The sequence below is a fragment of the Arthrobacter sp. NPDC093128 genome (assembly GCF_040683875.1).
Classification (GTDB): domain Bacteria; phylum Actinomycetota; class Actinomycetes; order Actinomycetales; family Micrococcaceae; genus Arthrobacter.
Window position 1 is genome coordinate 166,077 of record NZ_JBFBEY010000009.1, and the last position, 18,281, is coordinate 184,357.

Sequence of the window (18,281 nt, forward strand, 5' to 3'; positions counted from 1 at the left end):
CGTCAGGAGCATGATCCCGCCGAACGCGAGCAGGTATCCGGCCACCGTCATCGTTGTCCCGGGAGGCGCTTGTTGCCGTGCGGCCATGCCCACTGCCGGACTGCCCGGGGAGGCGCCAGCCGATGAGCCCGGGACCTGCGACGCCGTCACCGCAGGAGATGCGGACGACGACGGCGTGGCTCCCCCGGTGCCCGCGGCGCCCGGATCGCTCTCGCTGTTTTCCGGCGTTTGGCTGCCGGCCGCCGTGGGCATGACCTCCACCACCGTGGCGCCCGGGCCGGGCCGGCCCGGGGCGGGGGCCGAGGTTTCCGTGGGCGATGGCGCCGCCGTCGGCGTCACTGTGGGCGACGGTGCCGGCGTCGTCGGGCGGGGGACCAGCGGGCTCAGCGGGACGCAAACCCCGCCTCCGCCGAGCGGAACCTGGCCCGCGGGGCAGGGCTCCGCCGCTGCCGCCGTCGCGACCGTCAACACGCTGACGACGACGGCGGACCACAACGCCACAATGCCCAAAACTTTCCGTCCGGTGCCCACGCCGTACAACGCTACCTAACCGTCGGAAGAAACCCGGGACCCCTCCAGCCGTGGCTTCCTGGGGAAACGCCGGTCCGGGCCCACCTGACCGGAACGCGGAAACGTGGTAGGCAATAGGGGGCAGCACCGGCAAACCAGCCGTGCACGGAAGGACCACGTTGACAGAAGATTCGAATGGCGGCGAGCCGGAGGCGAGGAACCGTTTCACGTCCCGGATCCTCCGCGGCGGCACGGAACCCGATCCGAGGTTCACCCTGGCGAACGAACGCACCTTCCTTGCGTGGATCCGCACGTCGCTGGCCTTGCTTGCCGGCGGCGTCGCCGTCGAGGCGTTTATGGCCGACCTCCTCGGACCCGAACTGCGCAAGACGATTGCCGTGCTGCTGCTGGTCCTGGCGCTCGTGATCGGCGGCGGCTCCTTCTTCCGGTGGCTCAACGTGGAACGTGCCATGCGGTCGAAAACCCCGCTGCCGCTGCCCCTCATCGCCCCGGTCCTGGCCATCGGCGGTGCCCTCGTGGCCGCCATCATGGTGGTGTTCGTCATCGCCCGGCCGGCGTGAGCGTGACCGCCCGGCACGACGCGGACCGGCACGGCGATTCCGGCCTTCAGCCGGAACGCACGGATCTGGCCTGGAGCCGCACCACCATGGCACTTGTCGTGGCTGCGGCAGTCTTCCTGCGGTGGCTGCCGCATCACGGCTGGTTCGTCGGGACACTCGTCGGGGGCGCCATAATTGCCGCCCTGGCCATCAACCTCACCCAGAAGCGCCGGTTCCACCGGGCCGTCCGGGGAATCACCCGGGAAGCCATGCCGCCGAACATCAGGGCGACGGCGGCCGTCGCGGCCAGCGTAGTCATCCTCGCGGCGTTGGGAATCTACACCGTGCTGTTCCTGCCGCTGCAGCCTTGACGGCGGAACCGTGATTCGTGCAGCCGTGATCCGAATGCTCAGAAAAGGCGCAGCTGGCCGCCGGCGGAGCCGTCGGCGTCAGGTGGGCCCCACCCGGGCGGGGTCATTCCCAACACGTCATTGAAGTCCGGAAGCAGCTCGCCAATGCAGGTCTGACCTTCCAAAACCGGGATCACCACCGTGTTGGCACTGCCGTCGGTGCTTGAATCTTCCACCGGGTGAGTTTACGGCAGGGCCCCGACAGTGGCGGGGTTCGACACTCTGCCGCCCCGACCGCCGCGGGCCCGGACCGGTGCACCGTTGGCCTTAATTCTGCCGGAAATTTGCACGAGAACTGCGGATAACTGCCGGAACTCTTGATGCTTGGAACTGAGACTTGTTCCAGTCGCACCGATCCAGCCAGACCAAGTGTGCGGATGCTCAGCAAGGGATGCAAGGAAGCAGGGAAAGCCGTGAGTCAAGCAGCAGCTCTGGACGAACGTACCGCCGCCGGCGTCATTACGGGTGACATAGCTAGTGACTTCCACACCTTGGGACTCGCCGGCTGCATGGACAGGCTGACCATTCCCCTGCGCCGGAACGGGGTATTTGTGCGTTGGGAGACACCGCACCATGGCGTCGAGATACCGGCAGCCTGCGCTCTGCTGCTCTATCAGGCCGCGCAGGAAACACTCACCAACGCCTTCAAATACTCCCAGGCCACCGAACTGACCCTCCGGCTGTCAGCCGTCTACCACGGTGTCCGGCTGACCATCACGGACAACGGCGTCGGCTTCCAAAGCCAACTCCTTGGGGGCAGGCAGCATGGGTACGGCGTGTGCCTGATGACGATGGCCGTCCACGAAGCCGGCGGTACCATCTCGATTGATTCCGCCCCCGGCAAAGGCACCATGGTGTCCATCACCTTTCCCCTGGACTAGCGGCCCAGAGGAATCCGAAGCACCGGCCGCGAATCGGCCCGCACCAGCCAGGACTCGTGCATGTCCTGGCTGGCGGGAAACTCAACTGCCTGTTGTCGCCGTCTTCCGCCGGCGTGACGGTGCCGAGGCAATCACGAGGGCGGTCACCGCCACCGCTGCGCTCAGGATCAAACCCGGGCGGTACTGTTCCAGCATCGCTGCCGCATCCACGGCGGCACCCGGGTCCGACGCATTGCCGTGACCGCTGACCATCGCCGTCGTGACGGCCAGCACCAGGGCGGCACCCACTTGCGTACTGGTCTGGATCAGGCCTGCCGCCAGTCCTTGCTCGGCGTTCCGGATGCCTGCGGTGGCCTGGACGTTGATGGACGGGAAGGCGAGTGCGAAACCGACGCCCAGCAACAGGACGGAGGGCAGAATATCCGTTACGTAATTGGGCGAGGTGCCCACGCGAAGGAACAGCACGTAGCCGAGCGTCAACGACGCCAGTCCCGTCAGGATCAGCCGCGGAGCACCAAACCTGTCGATGAGCCGGTCCGCGAAGGGTGCGCTCGAGGCAACCAGCAGGCCAGTCGGGAGCAGCGCCAGGGCCATGCCGAGCGGGCTCCATCCCAGGACGGACTGCAGGTAGAGCGTCAGGATGAACTGGAAGCTCAGATACGAGCCGAACAGCCCCACGGCACTGAGGTTGGCCCGGGCCACCCAGCCTTCCTTGAGGATGCTGAACCGGATCAGCGGGTGTTTGACGCGGTTTTCGATCACGGCGAACGCTGCCAGCACCGCTGCGGAGGCCACGAATCCGGCGATAGTTGCCACAGATCCCCAGCCGTTCCCGGGTGCCGAAACCAGCGTGTAGACCAGCCCCAGCATGCCGGCCGCGAGCGTGACGGCACCCCAGACGTCATGCCCGCTGTCCTGCTCCTTGCCTGCGGCGGAGTCCCGGGGGATGTACTTCAGTCCAAGGATCACGACGGCGACCGCCACAGGCACCGAAACCAGGAACGTCCAGCGCCAGCTCAGGGCAGTCATAAGGCCTCCCACGACCAGGCCGAGGGAGAAGCCGCTGGCGCCGAAGGTCGTGAAGATGGACACTGCGCGGTTGCGTTCGCGGCCTTCCGCGAAGTTGGTAGTGATGATCGAGAAGCCGGCGGGAGCCGTGAACGCGGCGGCCAGGCCCTTGACGAAACGGGTGGCAATGAGGAGGGCGGGGTCGTCCACCAGCCCGCCCAGCAGGGAGGCCGCAGCGAAGACGCTGAGCGCGATAAGGAAGATCCGCCTCCGGCCGAGCAGGTCCGCCATTCGGCCGCCCAGCAGAAGCAGGCTTCCGTAGCCGAGCACGTAGGCGGAGACGATCCATTGGAGGGATTCGGTTCCGAGGTGGAGTTCCGCGCCGATCGAGGGCAGCGCCACACCGACCATTGATACGTCCAGTGCGTCGAGTGCCAGGACGGTGCACAGGACCAGGAGGAGCATCCATTGCGCTCGGGTCCATTGCACAGGTGCAAGCCGGTCTCCGGCAGCTCTTTCAAGGGTGGAAGTTGAAGTCATGGCAACAACTTATATGACGCGTCATTGAATGACAAGGAATATTATGACGTGGACTTTTAATTCGTCATGAACTAGAATCGCTGCATGGCAACACCGCAGGACCAACAGCTGGTTGAGCAATGGCGCAGCATCCAGAACACGTATTTCCGCACCGCAGGCGCGCTCGACCGTGCCTTGGAAGCGCGGTTCAGCATTGGCCTGACCGAGTTTGAAATCCTGGACCTGGTGGCCGACAGCACGGACGCCGCGTGCCGGATGAAGCAGCTCGGTGAGCGCACCCCCATGACCCAGAGCGCCATGTCCAAGGTGGTGGACAGGCTTGAGAAAGCCGGCCTCATCGCCCGCCATTCCTGCGAAGACGACCGGCGCTCCCTGTTCCTGGAGCTCACCGACGCCGGCCGCACCCTTCACGGCGAGGCCGCCGTCGAACACCGCGCCCTGCTCAAGGAAAACCTGGACTAGGACGCGGGCGCCCCCAACTGCCTCTGTGCGAGGCCGCCGGGTACCGCAGAATCAGGCAGAAATTCGGTCCGCCAGCCTGGCGGGACCCGCCTCAACGGCCGGCACGCCGTCGCCCTCCTGGCCGTACAGCCAGTCGTTGTACTGGAAATCGTTGTCCTTCCGGCTCTTGAAGAGCAGGTTGCGCAGCGTCCGCGCCAGTCCGGAAACGTGCCAGGATTCGCCCCAGATGCGGGCCGTGCGCTGGACCCGGGCGGTGCGGCCGGCACGGAGGTTGTTGAATTCCCGGATGGCGTCGTCCCAGCCTCCCGTGTTCACGCCGTCCGGGGTGAACACGGTGCCGTTACTGGCGTCCTGCAGCACGGCTGCGTCCTCGAGCGCCTGGCAGGCGCCCTGGGCGAGGTACTGGAGCATCGGATGCGCGGCGTCGCCCATCAGCACCATCCGGCCGGCGACCCAGTTTTCGATCGGGTCGCGGTCGTACATGGGCCAGCGCATGCCGGTGCCCAGGTTTTTCAGCGCTTCCTGAACGGCCGGGACACAGTCTTTATACGCAGCCTCCAGCTCGTCCACTCCCCCGTACTGCTCTTCGCCGCGCGCGAAGGAAGGGGACTTGAAGACGGCCACAGTGTTGAGCAGTTCGCCCTTGCGCAGCGGATACTGCACCAGGTGGCAGTCCGGTCCGAGGTAGACGATGACGTCCTCCAGGTCGGCCTTCGGCGTATTTTCGGTGATCGGCACGGTGCCGCGGTAGGCAACGTAGGCCGACGAGACCGGCTCGTCGCTGGCCACGAGCGGACGCAGGGTGGACTTTAGTCCGTCGGCGCCGATCACGACGTCGGCCTCATAGTCCACGCCGGCGGCGGTGTGGGCCACGCCGCGGCCGTTCACGGTTTCAACACTCTCGACCATGACGTCGTTGACAAGCTTCACGCCCGCCGCCTCGCAGCCCTCGAGCAGCACGCGGTGCAGGTCGCTGCGGTGGATCACGACGTACGGCGCACCGTAGCGTTCGGCGAATTCCCCGCCGAGGGTCTGGCGGGTGAGCTCCTCGCCGGTGACGGCGTCGCGGAAGACCAGGTGCTTGGGCTGGACACCGATTTCCAGTGCCTTTTTCAGCAGGCCCCAGCGCTTCAGGACGCGGGAGGCGTTGGGGGCCATCTGCAGCCCGGCGCCGACCTCGCCGAATTCAGGGGCCCGTTCCACGAGGGTGACGGTGGCGCCGTTTTCACGCAGGGCGAGGGCTCCGGCCAGTCCGGCCATCCCCCCTCCGATGACGAGGACATCGGTGGACGTGGCGTGCTCAGACATTGCTTGCTCCTGTTGGTGAGAGTGAGGGTGTGGTTGAGAGTTTGGACTTGAGTTTGAGGCCGACGGCGGCCAGCAGGACCGCGGCGACGGCGGCTGCACCGGCGAAGGCCAGGAAATTGGCACTGACGCCCAGTCCGGCGGCCAGCAGGAGGCCGCCTACCTGGGGTGCGGCAACGGCGCCGATGCGCCCCGTCCCCAAGGCCCAGCCCAGCGCGGTCCCCCGCAGATGGCCGGGATAGTGGCTCGCGACAGCGGCGATGATAAGGCACTGCGTGCCGTGCGTGCCCACGCCGGCGAGGACCAGCATGAAGTAGACGACGCCGACGGGCGGGCTGATCACGAGGACCACGAGCGCCCCGGCGGCGACGGCGGCGGCGGCGATCGCCGTCGGAATCGGACCGAAGCGGGTGCCCGCCCAAGCCGTGATGACCGAGCCGGCCACCGCCCCGAGGTTGAGGGCCAGGGCGAAGGTCAGGGCGGAGCCCAGGTTGTAACCGGCCAGCTGCATGAGGTTGGGCAGCCAGGTGCCCAGCCCGTACCAGGCGAAGAGGGTGGCAATCGTCGCCACCGCGAACAGCACGCTGACCCCCAGGTACGGGGCGCGGAGCAGCGAACTGAACCCGGACGGTTCCCTGATCCCGCTGGCCTTGCCGGCTGTCTTCGCGGCCTTGTCGGTGGCAATGACCGGGGCCAGCGTCTCCGGAAGGAATTTCAGTCCGAGCGGCACCACGATCACCAGGGCCAGCACGGCCACCAGGAACATTGACTCCCAGCCGAAGGCGGGGATCATCTGGATGCCGACGAGCGCGGCGATGGATCCGCCGATCGGGACGCCGGACATCATCAGGGTGGCAATGGTGGACCGCCATTTGGCGGGCACCAGCTCGGCAACGAGGGCGTTCGCTGACGGCACCAGGCCGCCGAGCCCGATGCCGGCGAGGAGCCGCAGGGCGCCGAAGACGGCTGCGTTGGGCGCGAAGGCGCAAAGGATGGTGAAGATCGAGAAAATGACGGCGCAGCCCAGGATGGTGCGGCGGCGGCCCCAGGAGTCGGCCATCCGGCCGGCAAAGATCGCCCCGATCATCATGCCGACGAAGGCCATGGATCCGATGGTTCCGGCGGTGGCCTTGCTCAGCCCCCAGCCGGTCTCGGAGATCAGGGAGGATTGGACGGTGCCGTAGACGATGAGGTCGTAGCCGTCGAAGACCACCAGCAGCCAGCAGACGAGGACGGCCGCCGCCGAGCCCTTGGAGAACCTCGATGCGGACCCGTTAGCGGCAGTGGGGGCAGGAGCGGCCGGCGAGGACCCGTGCGGCGCTGCAGCGGGAAGTGTGTGATTCATCCCACTACTGTCAGCGCCACGGCATGGTAAGCACCATAGAATTCTGATGTGCAGAACATCCCATCGTCCAAGACGTCCCGGAAGCCCGTGCAGAAGCGGCCCACGTATTCCATCGAAGCAGTGGATAACGCGCTGCAGCTCCTGCAGCTGCTCCGGGACGGTGGTGCGCTGCGGCTCAAGGACGCCGCCGGGGAGCTTGGCGTGGCCCCGTCCACCGCCCACCGGCTCCTGGCGATGCTGGTCTACCGGGGCTTCGCCGTGCAGGATGAAAACCGCCGCTATGTGCCGGGTCCGGCGATGGGGGTGGGGCCGGCCGGGCTGAGCTGGACCAGGCTGCTCCGCTCACTCGCCCAGCCGCACATGGAGCTGCTGTCGGCACAGCTCAATGAGACCGTCAACCTCATGGTCCGGGTGGGCACGAAGGTGCGGTTCCTGGCCACCGTGGAAGGTGGCAACGTGTTGCGGGTTGGTGACCGGCAGGGAACGGTCATGCCAGCCAACAAGACCTCCGGAGGCAAGGCCATGCTCGCCGAACTGGAACCCCCCATGATCGGGCAGCTCTTCCGCAGCAACAATGCCGAAATCGGCGGGGACACCATTGCCGCGGCGGAGTACCCGGCGTTCCTGCGCGAGCTTGAGTCCATCCGCTCCAACGGTTTCGCGGCCAACTTTGAAGGCACGGAGGAGGGCGTGAGCGCCCTCGGCATCGCCCTGCACAACCGGCACGGGCACGTCGTCGGCGCGCTCAGCGTCGCCACTCCCGCGACCCGGTTCCGCAGGGTGTTCGACGCCGGACTCGTCGGCGCCCTGCGCGAAACCTGCCGGCAGCTGGAGATCGATATCGCGGCCAACCCGGCGGAGCCGGACTGAACCTCCTTCGGTCCCGATAATTCGGGCTCGAACACACAATTCTGACCAGCAGAATATGCTGGGGGTCACACTGCCGCATCCGTAGGGTCGAACTACGCCAAAGAACTGTTCTGACCTATCGAGGAGGCCCACGTGTCCATCAGCGCCGAGAACACGACCCATGAATCAGTGGCTGCGGGGCATGCTGCTCCGGAGCCGACGCCGGAGGAAGCTGCCCAGCTGGAGGAGCTGTACCGGGATTTTGACCGGGAGAACCTGATCCCGCTGTGGACCGAGATCGCGGATCTGATGCCGATGGTCCCGTCGCCAAAGGCCGTCCCCCACGTCTGGCGGTGGAGCGATCTGTACCCCCTGGCCGCCCGCGCCGGTGACCTGGTCCCCGTTGGCCGCGGCGGGGAACGCCGCGCGATCGCTCTGGCGAACCCGGGCCTGGCCGGTACGCCGTATGCCACGCCGACGCTCTGGGCGGCGATCCAGTACCTGGGGGCCCGCGAGACCGCCCCGGAGCACCGCCACTCCCAGAACGCGTTCCGCTTCGTCGTCGAGGGCGAGGGCGTCTGGACCGTGGTGAACGGGGACCCGGTGCGGATGTCCCGCGGGGATTTCCTGCTCACCCCGGGCTGGAACTTCCACGGCCACCACAACGACACCGACGAGCCGATGGCCTGGATCGACGGCCTGGACATCCCGTTCGTGCACTACGCCGACGCCGGCTTCTTCGAGTTCGGCACCGAACGCGTCACGGACGAGGCCACCCCGGACATCTCCCGGTCCGAGCGGCTCTGGGCCCACCCGGGCCTGCGCCCGCTCTCGGGCATGGATGACACCGTCAGCTCCCCCATCGCCGCGTACCGCTGGGAACACACCGACCGCGCCCTGGCCGAGCAGCTGCTGCTCGAGGACGAGGGCCACCCGGCCACCGTGTCCCAGGGCCACGCCGCGGTCCGCTTCACGAACCCGACCACGGGCGGGGACGTGATGCCCACCATCCGCGCCGAATTCCACCGGCTCCGCGCCGGTGCCGCCACCGAAGCCGTCCGGGAGGTCGGCTCCAGCGTCTGGCAGGTCTTCGAAGGCACCGGCACCGTGGTCCTGAACGGCGAGACCAGGACCCTGGCCAAGGGCGACCTCTTCGTCGTCCCCTCCTGGCAGGAATGGTCCCTGCAGGCAGACATGGAATTCGATCTCTTCCGCTTCAGCGACGCCCCCATTTTCGAACGGCTGAACTTCAGCCGCGCCTACACCGAAGGACGCAACAAGTAATGAGACTCCTGACACTCCGCCTCTCGAATGAGGGAACAACAGTTACCAAGGCCGTGCGCCAGGACGGCGACATTCTGACCGAAATCGACGGCTTCGCCGACGTCGGCGAACTCCTGCGCACCCCGGACTGGGAGGCGATCGCGAAGGCCGCGGCCGGCGCCACGCACCCGCTCGACGGCGCGGACCTCGACGCCGTCGTCCCCTTCCCGGGGAAGATCATCTGCGTGGGCCACAACTACCGCAATCACATCAAGGAAATGGGCCGGGAAGTCCCGGAGTACCCCACCCTGTTCGCGAAGTACCGGGAATCCCTGATCGGCCCCAACGATGACCTGGCCCTGCCGCAGGAATCCGACACGGTCGACTGGGAGTCCGAACTCGCCGTCGTGATCGGCAAGAAGGGCCGCCGGATCAGCGAAGCGGACGCCGCCGGGCACATCGCCGGGTACGCCGTCCTGAACGACGTGTCCATGCGCGACTACCAGTTCCGCACCGTCCAGTGGCTGCAGGGCAAGACCTGGGAGAAGTCCACCCCGTTCGGGCCCGCCCTGGTCACCAGGGACGAGTTCAGCGGCGGCCTCATGACCACCGCCGTGAACGGCGAGATCCAGCAGCAGACCCCCACCAACGACGTCGTCTTCACCCCGGAGTTCCTGGTCTCCTACATTTCCACCATCATCACCCTGAACCCGGGCGACGTCATCGCCACCGGCACCCCGGGCGGGGTGGGCCACGCCCAGGACCCCAAGCGGTACCTGCAGGACGGCCAGCTCCTGGTCACCACCATCGAGGGCCTGGGCCAGCTGAAGAACCGCGTCATCAAGGAAGCCTGATGGTCGCCCGCCAGGACCAGACGACGGACCCGGAGCTCCTGGAGGCACTGCTGCAGGCGCGCCGGGGCACGGCGTTCTTCGCCCGCAAGCTCAACGAACTCACCGACGCGGACCTCGACGGCGATTCGCTGCTGCCGGGCTGGACCCGCCGCCACCTCACCGCGCACATCGGCTACAACGCCCGCGCCATCGCGCGGCTGGTTGAGTGGGCGGGAACCGGGGTGGAGACACCGATGTATGCCTCCCCGGAGGCCCGGAACCACGAGATCGAGTTCGGGGCCACGCTCTCGCCGATAGCGTTGCGGCACCTTTTCGACCACTCCGCGGTGCACCTGAACGTCGAATGGCGCGACCTCCCGGCAGAGGCCTGGCACCACAAGGTCAAAACGGCCCAGGGCCGGACCGTCCCGGCCGAGGAAACCGTCTGGATGCGCACCCGCGAAGTCTGGATCCACGCCGTCGACCTCGCCAACGGCGCCACCTTCACCGACATCCCGGAACCCGTACTGGAACGGCTCCTGAACGACATCACCGGCGCCTGGCACACCCGCGGCACCGATAAGGACCTGGTTGTTAAGGTGACTGACCGCGATCTCACGTTCGGGGACACGACGTCGGACTCCCCCACCGTGGTCACCGGCACCCTGGCCGCCGTCGCCGAATGGGCCGCAGGCCGCGGCACCCGGGACGTCACCGCCACTGGGCCCGGCGCAGCAGTCCCAAATGGCGCGGTGCCCGCCGCGCCCAAGTGGATCTGAGCCCGTCTTCGGCATGATTCCGGCAACGGACGGAAAGGCCCCCTCAGCGAGGGGGCCTTCTGGTCGTCCGCGAGCGATCCGGACGGTTCCCGTCAGACACCGTCGTGGATCGTGATCCTGTACCCGTCCGGATCGGCGAAGGTGAACGTGCGCCCGAAGGGCCCGTCGAACGGCGCCGAGGTGATCGGGGTGCCGAGCGCGGCAAGATCATCATGAAGCTGCTGGGCGTCCGTCGCACGGAGCCAGAGCGCAATGCCTTCTCCTGGCTGGGGGACTGTGTCGAGGCTGGTTCCCAGTACCGGTTCGCGCACCGCGAACGAAACAGGGTGCGTGTCGAAGACGGCAGCGTGCGGCGGGCCGGCCTTGGATCGCGCAAGCCCTAAGTGCTGTTCGTAGAACGCCGCCGAGCGCTCCAAATCGCGCACCTGCAGGGAAATGAAATCGGGACCAATAGCAGCCATGGAAGTGCCTCCTCGTTATGTCAGTACATTGACATGCACCAACGTATGTCAGAATATTGACATGAGTCAAGACGGCGTTGGAGTGGACCTGGATACTTCCCTGGGCTACCTCCTCAAACAGGCGCACAATGTGCTGCGGGCCGGGATGGATGCTGCCCTGCGTCCGCTGGGGATGACGGTGCCGCAGTACGCATGCCTTGAGCTCCTCGCCCAGCGCCCCGGTCTCTCCAACTCCGACCTGGCCCGCGGCGCCTTCGTATCCCGACAGTCGATGAACGTCCTGCTGCAGTCGCTGGAACGGGATCGACTCGTCTCCCGGCCTGATAAGCCCTCCGCCGGCCGGGCCCTTCCCGTCCAGCTCACGCCGCTGGGCCGGGAGCGGCTGCAGGCCGCCAGTGCCGCTGCCAGGACCGTGGAGACTCAAATGGGTCGGGGGCTCACCATCACCCAACAACAGCAATTGCGGGACCTGCTCGCATCGTGCGTCAGGTCCCTTGCCGAATCCTGACCGGCTGCAAACGGACCCCCGGACGGACCAGTTACTGACCGGGAGCCCGGTAGGCAGGTGTCTTGCCCATTGCTGCGTCGATATCCTCCGGCGTCATGAGCGGCGTGAGGTGCAGGTTCACGGCGCCGGTGGAATTGATCATCAGGGAAAGGGCCACGGCACTGGGCTGATCGGGAATTTCGAGAACCCCCAGGACGTCCGTCTCCCCGAACGCGTAGTAGATGCATTCCAGTGATCCGCCAACGGAATCCAGGGCCTTAACCACCGCGTCCCGACGCTTGGACCCGCCCTCTTGCATCAGGCCTTTGATTCCCTGGCCCACATAGTTTGCTTGGAAAAAATACTTGGTCATGGCTGACTCCCGTTCTGCTTGTGCCCAGAACACGAACCATTCCGCACGCCCAGAACATCGGATGATTGAAGGGTTCTGGAGTTCTCCCCGATAGGGGTTGTGGGCTGAGTCTAGGCCTCTCCCCTGCGACTGACAACGGTCGGCTGCTTTAGCCGAGGAGGGTGGTGATGAGCCGCAGGGATGAGGCGATGATGGCGATGAGGCCGATGGTGGCGAACAGGTTCTGCCACCACTTGTTGCGGAGGCCTCCCATCACTGCCGCCTTGTTGCTCATGACGAACAACAGGACGCCCAGGAGGGGTGCTATTAGCACGGTGAGGGATTGGGCGATGACGATGAGTCCCACGGGTGAGGCCTGGAAGGAGATGGTAATGACCAGTCCGAAGGCCAGGATGACTCCTGTGAAAATGCGGGCGGTGGGTGATCCTGCCTTGGCGCCGCGGCCAAGGGCGTCGGAAAGCATGGTGCCGCCGGCGGTGGCGTTGGCGATCATGGACGAAAATGCCGCGCCCGAGAGACCCAGAGCGAACAGCATCGAGCCGACAGGTCCTGCCAGCGGCGCGAAGATCGAGGCGAGGGCGCCGATGGAGGTGGCTTCCCCTCCTGTCTGGCCGAGGACGGCGGCGGACACCATAATTACCAGTGCTGTCATGATGCCGGGGGCGACGATGCCGGGGATTGTGTCGACGAGGGTGATGTCGCGGTAGTCGGCGCGGGTGCGGCGGTTTTCCTTGATGCCGTAGGACGTGTAGAAGGCGGCGTTGATGGAGAAGTTGGTTCCGACGAGCGCCACGATCAGGATCTCACTTCCGGGCGGAAGCGTCGGGACCATGCCTTCCATGGACCGGTACCAGTCGGGTTGGGCAACGACGGTACTGGCGATGAAGGCGATGCCCATGAGGACGACGATGGCCAGCAGGGCTTTCTCCACGATGCCGTAGACGTTGCGGAAGGCCAGGACGAACCCGACGGCGGCCGTGCAGACCACGGTCCACAGAACCGGGGAACCGCCGAAGACCAGGGACAGGCCCAGGCCGGAGCCGACGGCGTTGCCGACGGAGAACATCAGGGTGATGCCAAAGACGCCGAATCCGGCCAGGACGCCCACCCATTTGCCCAGGTGGTCCTTGATGGAGGTGATGAGCGAGGTGGGTGTGGCGATTCCCAGCCTGACGCTCATGTCGGTGAAGAAGATCATCAGGATGGTGGAGACAGCTATGACCCAGACAAGGGTGTAGTCGTATCGGCTGCCGGCCTGCACGGCGGTGGTGAGGTTGCCGGGGCCAAATTGCCAGGCTCCCACCACGAAGGCCGGCCCCATGAGGGCGAGATAGCCAAGAAAGGTCCGGCGCTTGGCCGGTGGCGCCGGATGCGAAGCGCCGTCGGGGGTGACCGTCTGCACTGGTTGATCCTTAACTGCGGTGGCGGTCTTGTTCGGCTCGCGCATTGCGAGTCCTCCTTCTCCAGCTGCGGTGCTGGGGGTCGTCGTTGACCTTATTGGAGAATAAAGCATTCGGATAAGGATGGCGGGCTGTGCCCGCCATCCTTGAGGGATCCGGGGATCAGACGGGAACGGTGACGCTGCCCAGGTTCGCGGACTTCAGGGCCAGGGCGATTTCATCGCCGGCGCCTTCGGCAAGCGGAAGCAGCGGGGGCCGGACGGTGGCGTGCTCGAGGATGCCGCGGGCGACGAGGCCTTCCTTCAGTGCCACGGTGCCTTCCATGTGCGAACCGCGGTGGTAGACGTTCTTGGTCACTGGCAGGAGGCGGTCGTGGATCGCCCGCGCCGCGGCGTAGTCCTGGGCTTTGCCGGCGGCGATGAGCTCCACCAACGGCTCGGGAGCGAGTCCGCCATAACCGACGAGCGCGCCATCGACGTCGAACATCGTGTGCAGCAGGTACTCGTCGTGGCAGGTGAGGATCTGCAGGTCAGGGTAGGTTGCCCGCAGAACCGGGATTTCGGTGTCCCAGCGCTTCATGTTCCGGACACCGTTCTTGGTGGCGAACACCCCTTCCTGGCCCGCGATCTCAAGCTGGGTTTCCAGGTCATAGGTGGCCTTGGTGGCGTCCGGGTACTGGAAGAGGATCAGCGGCAGCCCGGACGTTTCGTAGATTTCCTTGTAGCGGGTCTGCGGGGCACCCTTCTGGTAACCGAACCGGAGCCAGCCGTGCGACGGGTAGACGAGGCCCGCCTCGGCGCCGGCCTCAACCGCGCGCTTCGCTTCCAGGGCAGCGACAGTGTTGCCCTCCCCGGTGATGCCGGCAATGATCGGGATCTCGCCGTTGACCGATTCCTTGAACGCGCGAATGACGAGTGCCTGCTCGTCCTGGGTCAGGAAGGTTCCTTCGCCGGCGTGGCCCAGGACAACGAGGCCTTTGACGCCCTCAACGCTGCCCAGCCAGCCACCGAGGCGGTGGATCGCGTCGACGTCGATGCTGCCGTCGCGGTTGAACGGGGTTACGGGTGCGGGAACGAGCCCGCGAAGATCGATGGTCATGAGAGCTTCCTCTGTCTTGTGGATCGGTAGTCCCGCTAAATATGAGAACGTTTGCGGGAACGTTTTCATTTTGCGACGTGGCCCACGTCACTGTCAAGGGGCAAGTTCCGAACAAGAGGAAATAGAGTGTCTACTAAGACCACCCCGAACAGGAGAATTCGCATGGAACCGGCCCCAGGCACGAACGTCACCCTCAGGGACGTTGCGGCCGCCAGCGGGGTGAGTCTTTCGACCGCCAGCCGCGCACTGGACGAGCGCGGCACAGCCTCCCGGTCAGCAGCAGCTGCGCACGTCCGCAAGGTCGCCGAGGAGCTCGGATACCGCAGGAACTCCTTCGCCTCCAGCCTGCGCAGGGGCGAAACCCGCACGCTCGGAGTGCTCGTGCCACGCCTGAGCGACACGGTGATGGCTTTGATGTTCGAGGAACTGGAGCGCGCCGCAGCAGCCCGCGGCTACTTCGCCATGGTCGCCACCAGCGGCGACGACCCCGACGACGAACGCCGGGCCGCGGAAACACTCCTCGACCGAAATGTCGACGGGCTCATCCTGGCCACGGCCCGGCTCGATGACGAACTCCCCCGGCTGCTGCGGAAACGCGGCGTGGCCCACGCCCTGGTGCTGCGCACCGACGGCGAGAGCCCATCGGCGCTCGGGGACGATGAAATAGGCGGCTACCTGGCGGTCCGCCACCTCATCGACCTGGGCCACCGCGACATCGCGGTCGTCACCGGCCCCGCCTTCACCTCTACGGGCATCGCCCGCCTCGCCGGCGCCCGCCGGGCAATGGAAGAAGCAGGCATCGCCGCGCGGGACGAGTGGCTAATCGCCGCGGGCTACGGCATCGAAAACGGATATACGGCAGGGGAAACCCTGCTGGCGAAACACACCGGGAAGCGCCCGACCGCCGTGTTCGCCGCCAATGACAACATTGCCATGGGGATCATGGCAGCCGCACATCGAGCCCGCATAACCGTCGGAGCAGACCTTGCGCTGGTCGGCTACAACGACATACCGCTCTCGGCGAGGCTCCCGACCCCCCTCTCCTCCGTTCGGGTCCCCCTCGACCAGATCGCCGGCACCGCCATCGACCTCATCGTCAACCCAGGCAAGGAACCCCACATACGCCGGGCCATGCCAACACTCATTCCCCGCGAATCCAGCGGCTCTCCCAGACACACCTGAGCAGAACGCCGACCATAGTAAAAACAAAAACCCGCCGCCCTCAACGGGGCCGCGGGTTTTTGCCGGGCGAGAATCGACTACTAACCGACCGGAGCCGTCAGGGTGAAGGTCGATGCCTTGTCACCGAAGTCATCCATGATCGCGATAGTGGTCGGACCGTTTTTGATGTCAAACGCAATTACCCCGCGGTGGACCTGCCCAACCTGGCTGCTCGTTTCGGTCGGCAGGCTCCCCTCCTCCAGGTAGATACGCTCGCCTTCATTGCCGTCTGCGTCGTATGCCTCGAAGTTTGCAGGGTTGGAACTGCTGGTTCCGGTCAGCGTCTCCCAGGAGACCTCCACCAGGAGGAAGCCTCCATTGTTCGGCTTCAGGTAGGACTGGGTGGGAATCTCAGTGACATAGACGGAGTCAGTGACGCTGACCTTCACCGTATTGCCCTCGGATACGGTAGCCACGAAGGAGTTCGCATCGTTGGCGGTTCCCGAGGACGGAGCGGGCGCCGCTTCGGTTGCTGCGGGGTCGTTTGCAGCGGCAGACTGTGTTGCCGGGGACTTCTGAAGTTCCTCCACCATGGCTGCGGTGGACGCAATGGTTGCCAGCGTGACCACGGTTCCCACGATCATGCCGAGGACCCAGACGACGCCGGTGACGATCCATGCCATCTTCTTGTTCTCCGGGTAGCCTTCGAGCGGACGGCCGTCCTTGTCCCTGGCGCTTCCGGTCAGAGTGATGATCAGGTCCACGATGGACCAGATGCCGAATCCGCCGGCAGTCAGCAGCTTGGCGACGCCGGTGCCGATCTTGCCCAGGTAAAAGCGGTCCACACCCAGGCCGCCCAGGAGGAGGGACAGAATCCAGGTGGTCACGAAGGACTTCCCCGGACCATTGGCGTAGGGAACGTGTCCATAGGGGCCCGGGCCGGGTCCTGGCTGGTAGCCGCCCTGCTGTCCGCCCGGGTACTGCCCTCCGAAGCCGGCTGGCGGGATCGGGGGAGCTCCTGCTCCCGCGTCATTCTGGGGCGAATGAGGGTAACTGGGGTGACTCATAGTTCTTTTATTCCCGTTTCTGTTGGCCGATGGCGCTCATAGCACGGGGAATCCATGATCGGCTGCCCCCATTACCGATGATGCTTCGAAAAGTCTACGACGGTTCGGCGCTTGCCGTTGTCGATAACCTTGATGACCCCATCCCCGGCCCGTCAGGTGCGGTCATGCTGGCTCAGGTCCCCGGGACGGTCCCAACGACGCTTCCGGCTGCACCGCTGTGTCGGCGTGGCGGTGAGCCACCTTCCACTCCCCCTCTTCGCGGCGATACACCTGGGTTACGCGGAGGGTGTATGTCCTCGGCTCTCCGTTCACCGAGGCACTCGTGTGCTCGTAGCCAACCGTGTAGGCCATGTCTCCGATCACGTCGGCCGCGATGACTTCGTGCGAGTACGACGTGCATTCCGAGAAGGAGCTTTCCAACTGGCGGAAGATGTTCCCCACCTCCTCGGGTCCGCTGCCGGACATCCAAGCGCCCAGGACGGTGACCGGCTCCCTCTGCGACCAGATCGCAAACCGCGGACCGGCATCCCCGTTGTGCAATGCGGTCGAGGGGAAAGAGAGAAACCACCCGCACCCCGTACTTCACACAGTAAAACACCAAGCGCAACCGGCTTCCAGCCTTCCTATCAGGGCATGAGGACGTTGTCGCCCCGCCCTACGTGTCTGGAGGGCGGAATTATGCCATCCTACGGGCGCCGCCGCGGACCGAACTGATCGGACCGAAGAACGGAGCTAGGCCGCGAGGCGACGGCCCTTGATAAGGAGCCAGAAGATGACGGCAACTTCGCCCACGAATCCGAATGAACCGAAAACGACCGGGACCTCCACGCTCAGGACAGTTCCAACAGCGTCCGCGATGTACCCGAGCCCGGCGATCGCCAGCAGGATGCCGAAGATCCTGGCCATGAATCCGGAGCGCACCGCCAGGTAGCCGATCAGCAAGAGATGGATGCCGAAGAGACCCAGACTGATGAGCCACATGCTGTTGAACTGCTGAATTTCCTGCAGCGCCAGTTCCGGCTGGCCGAGGAGGCTGAACGCACTCACCAGATGGCCCGCAGCCAGCATGAACAGTCCGGCGAAGATGACGCGGATCCACGCCGCAACAGCGGACAGCCTGCGATTCACCGGCTTGAACAGTACATACCAGGCGGCCGCGACCGCGATGTCCAGCAGGGTGACGACGAAGATGCAGGCCACGCCACCCAGGAACAGCGACGGCGATCCGGAGATGTCCGAAGCCGTTCGGGCCGCATCTCCGGCAGTGACCAGCGGGACGATGCCGCCGAAGTAGCCGGCAATCATCAGCGCAGCCATGACTGCGAGCCCGATGCCGGAGACCAGGCTCGCTGTGCCCTGTGTCCAACGGCGAAAGTCGAGCGGCCCGTACTGCGGCTTCTGAAGCGAGGGAACTACCAAAGAACTCATGATGTCTTTCCTTACGTTGTAAGCTTACGATGTAAGTGAAAGGTACTCTTACAATGTAAGC

The 18,281-nt window shown here is 65.8% G+C and carries 22 protein-coding genes; 11 read left to right on the forward strand and 11 right to left on the reverse strand.

Annotated features, from left to right (window positions below; genetic code table 11):
• Nucleotides 1–85: 85 nt before the first annotated feature.
• The 3 genes from AB0N24_RS12750 (at nucleotide 86) to AB0N24_RS12760 (ending at nucleotide 1,441) form a co-directional block, all read left to right on the forward strand.
• A complete protein-coding gene (locus AB0N24_RS12750) occupies nucleotides 86–550 on the forward strand; it encodes a hypothetical protein (protein ID WP_364124498.1) in 465 nt (154 codons plus the stop codon).
• Nucleotides 551–689: 139 nt separating this feature from the next.
• A complete protein-coding gene (locus tag AB0N24_RS12755) occupies nucleotides 690–1,091 on the forward strand; it encodes a DUF202 domain-containing protein (RefSeq protein ID WP_364124501.1) in 402 nt (133 codons plus the stop codon).
• Nucleotides 1,088–1,441 carry a DUF202 domain-containing protein gene (locus AB0N24_RS12760; RefSeq protein WP_364124504.1) on the forward strand — a complete coding sequence of 118 codons (354 nt, stop codon included), beginning with the start codon at nucleotides 1,088–1,090 and terminating at the stop codon, nucleotides 1,439–1,441. Before AB0N24_RS12755 ends, AB0N24_RS12760 begins: the two co-directional genes overlap by 4 nt.
• 38 nt (nucleotides 1,442–1,479) lie before the next feature.
• Here the strand turns inward: AB0N24_RS12760 and AB0N24_RS12765 are convergent, their stop codons facing one another.
• Entirely contained in the window at nucleotides 1,480–1,656 is a 177-nt protein-coding gene (locus AB0N24_RS12765; RefSeq protein ID WP_364124507.1) for a hypothetical protein, read from the reverse strand.
• Between the two features lie 237 nt (nucleotides 1,657–1,893).
• On the opposite strand from AB0N24_RS12765, the gene AB0N24_RS12770 reads away from it, so the two are divergent.
• Nucleotides 1,894–2,361 (forward strand): ATP-binding protein, encoded by a 468-nt coding sequence (locus tag AB0N24_RS12770; protein ID WP_364124510.1) that lies wholly within the window; start codon nucleotides 1,894–1,896, stop codon nucleotides 2,359–2,361.
• A gap of 81 nt (nucleotides 2,362–2,442) precedes the next feature.
• On the opposite strand, the gene AB0N24_RS12775 is transcribed toward AB0N24_RS12770, so the two are convergent.
• On the reverse strand, nucleotides 2,443–3,909 hold the full coding sequence (locus tag AB0N24_RS12775) for an MFS transporter (RefSeq protein WP_364124512.1): 1,467 nt from the start codon (nucleotides 3,907–3,909) through the stop codon (nucleotides 2,443–2,445).
• Between the two features lie 84 nt (nucleotides 3,910–3,993).
• Between AB0N24_RS12775 and AB0N24_RS12780 the strand changes: the two genes are divergently transcribed.
• Nucleotides 3,994–4,371, forward strand: coding sequence for a MarR family transcriptional regulator (locus AB0N24_RS12780; protein ID WP_364124515.1), 378 nt, complete (start codon nucleotides 3,994–3,996; stop codon nucleotides 4,369–4,371).
• 51 nt (nucleotides 4,372–4,422) lie between these two features.
• Here AB0N24_RS12780 and AB0N24_RS12785 read toward each other — a convergent pair whose 3' ends face one another.
• Nucleotides 4,423–5,679 (reverse strand): FAD-dependent oxidoreductase, encoded by a 1,257-nt coding sequence (locus tag AB0N24_RS12785; RefSeq protein ID WP_364124518.1) that lies wholly within the window; start codon nucleotides 5,677–5,679, stop codon nucleotides 4,423–4,425.
• Nucleotides 5,672–7,021 carry an aromatic acid/H+ symport family MFS transporter gene (locus AB0N24_RS12790; protein WP_364124521.1) on the reverse strand — a complete coding sequence of 450 codons (1,350 nt, stop codon included), beginning with the start codon at nucleotides 7,019–7,021 and terminating at the stop codon, nucleotides 5,672–5,674. Before AB0N24_RS12790 ends, AB0N24_RS12785 begins: the two co-directional genes overlap by 8 nt.
• Nucleotides 7,022–7,069: 48 nt before the next feature.
• Here AB0N24_RS12790 and AB0N24_RS12795 point away from each other — a divergent pair, with 48 nt between their 5' ends.
• From AB0N24_RS12795 to AB0N24_RS12810, 4 genes are all read left to right on the forward strand, one after another.
• Entirely contained in the window at nucleotides 7,070–7,891 is an 822-nt protein-coding gene (locus AB0N24_RS12795; protein WP_364124524.1) for an IclR family transcriptional regulator, read from the forward strand.
• A 132-nt stretch (nucleotides 7,892–8,023) separates the two neighbouring features.
• On the forward strand, nucleotides 8,024–9,154 hold the full coding sequence (locus tag AB0N24_RS12800) for a cupin domain-containing protein (protein WP_364124526.1): 1,131 nt from the start codon (nucleotides 8,024–8,026) through the stop codon (nucleotides 9,152–9,154).
• The gene (locus AB0N24_RS12805) at nucleotides 9,154–9,987 is read left to right on the forward strand and encodes a fumarylacetoacetate hydrolase family protein (RefSeq protein WP_364124529.1); all 834 of its coding nucleotides are present in this window, start codon (nucleotides 9,154–9,156) and stop codon (nucleotides 9,985–9,987) included. The genes AB0N24_RS12800 and AB0N24_RS12805 overlap by 1 nt, the downstream gene beginning before the upstream one ends.
• Nucleotides 9,987–10,745 (forward strand): maleylpyruvate isomerase family mycothiol-dependent enzyme, encoded by a 759-nt coding sequence (locus AB0N24_RS12810; protein ID WP_364124532.1) that lies wholly within the window; start codon nucleotides 9,987–9,989, stop codon nucleotides 10,743–10,745. Before AB0N24_RS12805 ends, AB0N24_RS12810 begins: the two co-directional genes overlap by 1 nt.
• Before the next feature lie 92 nt (nucleotides 10,746–10,837).
• Here the strand turns inward: AB0N24_RS12810 and AB0N24_RS12815 are convergent, their stop codons facing one another.
• The gene (locus AB0N24_RS12815; RefSeq protein WP_364124535.1) at nucleotides 10,838–11,206 is read right to left on the reverse strand and encodes a VOC family protein; all 369 of its coding nucleotides are present in this window, start codon (nucleotides 11,204–11,206) and stop codon (nucleotides 10,838–10,840) included.
• 61 nt (nucleotides 11,207–11,267) lie between these two features.
• On the opposite strand from AB0N24_RS12815, the gene AB0N24_RS12820 reads away from it, so the two are divergent.
• Nucleotides 11,268–11,714: a MarR family transcriptional regulator gene (locus tag AB0N24_RS12820; protein WP_364124538.1), complete on the forward strand. Its 447-nt coding sequence runs from the start codon at nucleotides 11,268–11,270 to the stop codon at nucleotides 11,712–11,714.
• Between the two features lie 31 nt (nucleotides 11,715–11,745).
• On the opposite strand, the gene AB0N24_RS12825 is transcribed toward AB0N24_RS12820, so the two are convergent.
• From AB0N24_RS12825 to AB0N24_RS12835, 3 genes are all read right to left on the reverse strand, one after another.
• Nucleotides 11,746–12,066 (reverse strand): GYD domain-containing protein, encoded by a 321-nt coding sequence (locus tag AB0N24_RS12825; protein ID WP_364124541.1) that lies wholly within the window; start codon nucleotides 12,064–12,066, stop codon nucleotides 11,746–11,748.
• Nucleotides 12,067–12,214: 148 nt separating this feature from the next.
• On the reverse strand, nucleotides 12,215–13,513 hold the full coding sequence (locus AB0N24_RS12830; RefSeq protein ID WP_364124544.1) for an Nramp family divalent metal transporter: 1,299 nt from the start codon (nucleotides 13,511–13,513) through the stop codon (nucleotides 12,215–12,217).
• A gap of 115 nt (nucleotides 13,514–13,628) precedes the next feature.
• The gene (locus AB0N24_RS12835; RefSeq protein WP_364124547.1) at nucleotides 13,629–14,564 is read right to left on the reverse strand and encodes a dihydrodipicolinate synthase family protein; all 936 of its coding nucleotides are present in this window, start codon (nucleotides 14,562–14,564) and stop codon (nucleotides 13,629–13,631) included.
• Between the two features lie 162 nt (nucleotides 14,565–14,726).
• Here AB0N24_RS12835 and AB0N24_RS12840 point away from each other — a divergent pair, with 162 nt between their 5' ends.
• Nucleotides 14,727–15,746, forward strand: a complete 1,020-nt coding sequence (locus AB0N24_RS12840) for a LacI family DNA-binding transcriptional regulator (RefSeq protein ID WP_364124549.1) — start codon at nucleotides 14,727–14,729, stop codon at nucleotides 15,744–15,746.
• An 80-nt stretch (nucleotides 15,747–15,826) separates the two neighbouring features.
• Here the strand turns inward: AB0N24_RS12840 and AB0N24_RS12845 are convergent, their stop codons facing one another.
• From AB0N24_RS12845 to AB0N24_RS12855, 3 genes are all read right to left on the reverse strand, one after another.
• On the reverse strand, nucleotides 15,827–16,612 hold the full coding sequence (locus tag AB0N24_RS12845; RefSeq protein WP_364124552.1) for a TM2 domain-containing protein: 786 nt from the start codon (nucleotides 16,610–16,612) through the stop codon (nucleotides 15,827–15,829).
• Nucleotides 16,613–16,954: 342 nt separating this feature from the next.
• Nucleotides 16,955–17,332 (reverse strand): nuclear transport factor 2 family protein, encoded by a 378-nt coding sequence (locus AB0N24_RS12850; RefSeq protein ID WP_364124555.1) that lies wholly within the window; start codon nucleotides 17,330–17,332, stop codon nucleotides 16,955–16,957.
• A 192-nt stretch (nucleotides 17,333–17,524) separates the two neighbouring features.
• Nucleotides 17,525–18,220: a DUF4386 domain-containing protein gene (locus tag AB0N24_RS12855; protein WP_364124558.1), complete on the reverse strand. Its 696-nt coding sequence runs from the start codon at nucleotides 18,218–18,220 to the stop codon at nucleotides 17,525–17,527.
• Between the last annotated feature and the right edge of the window lie 61 nt (nucleotides 18,221–18,281).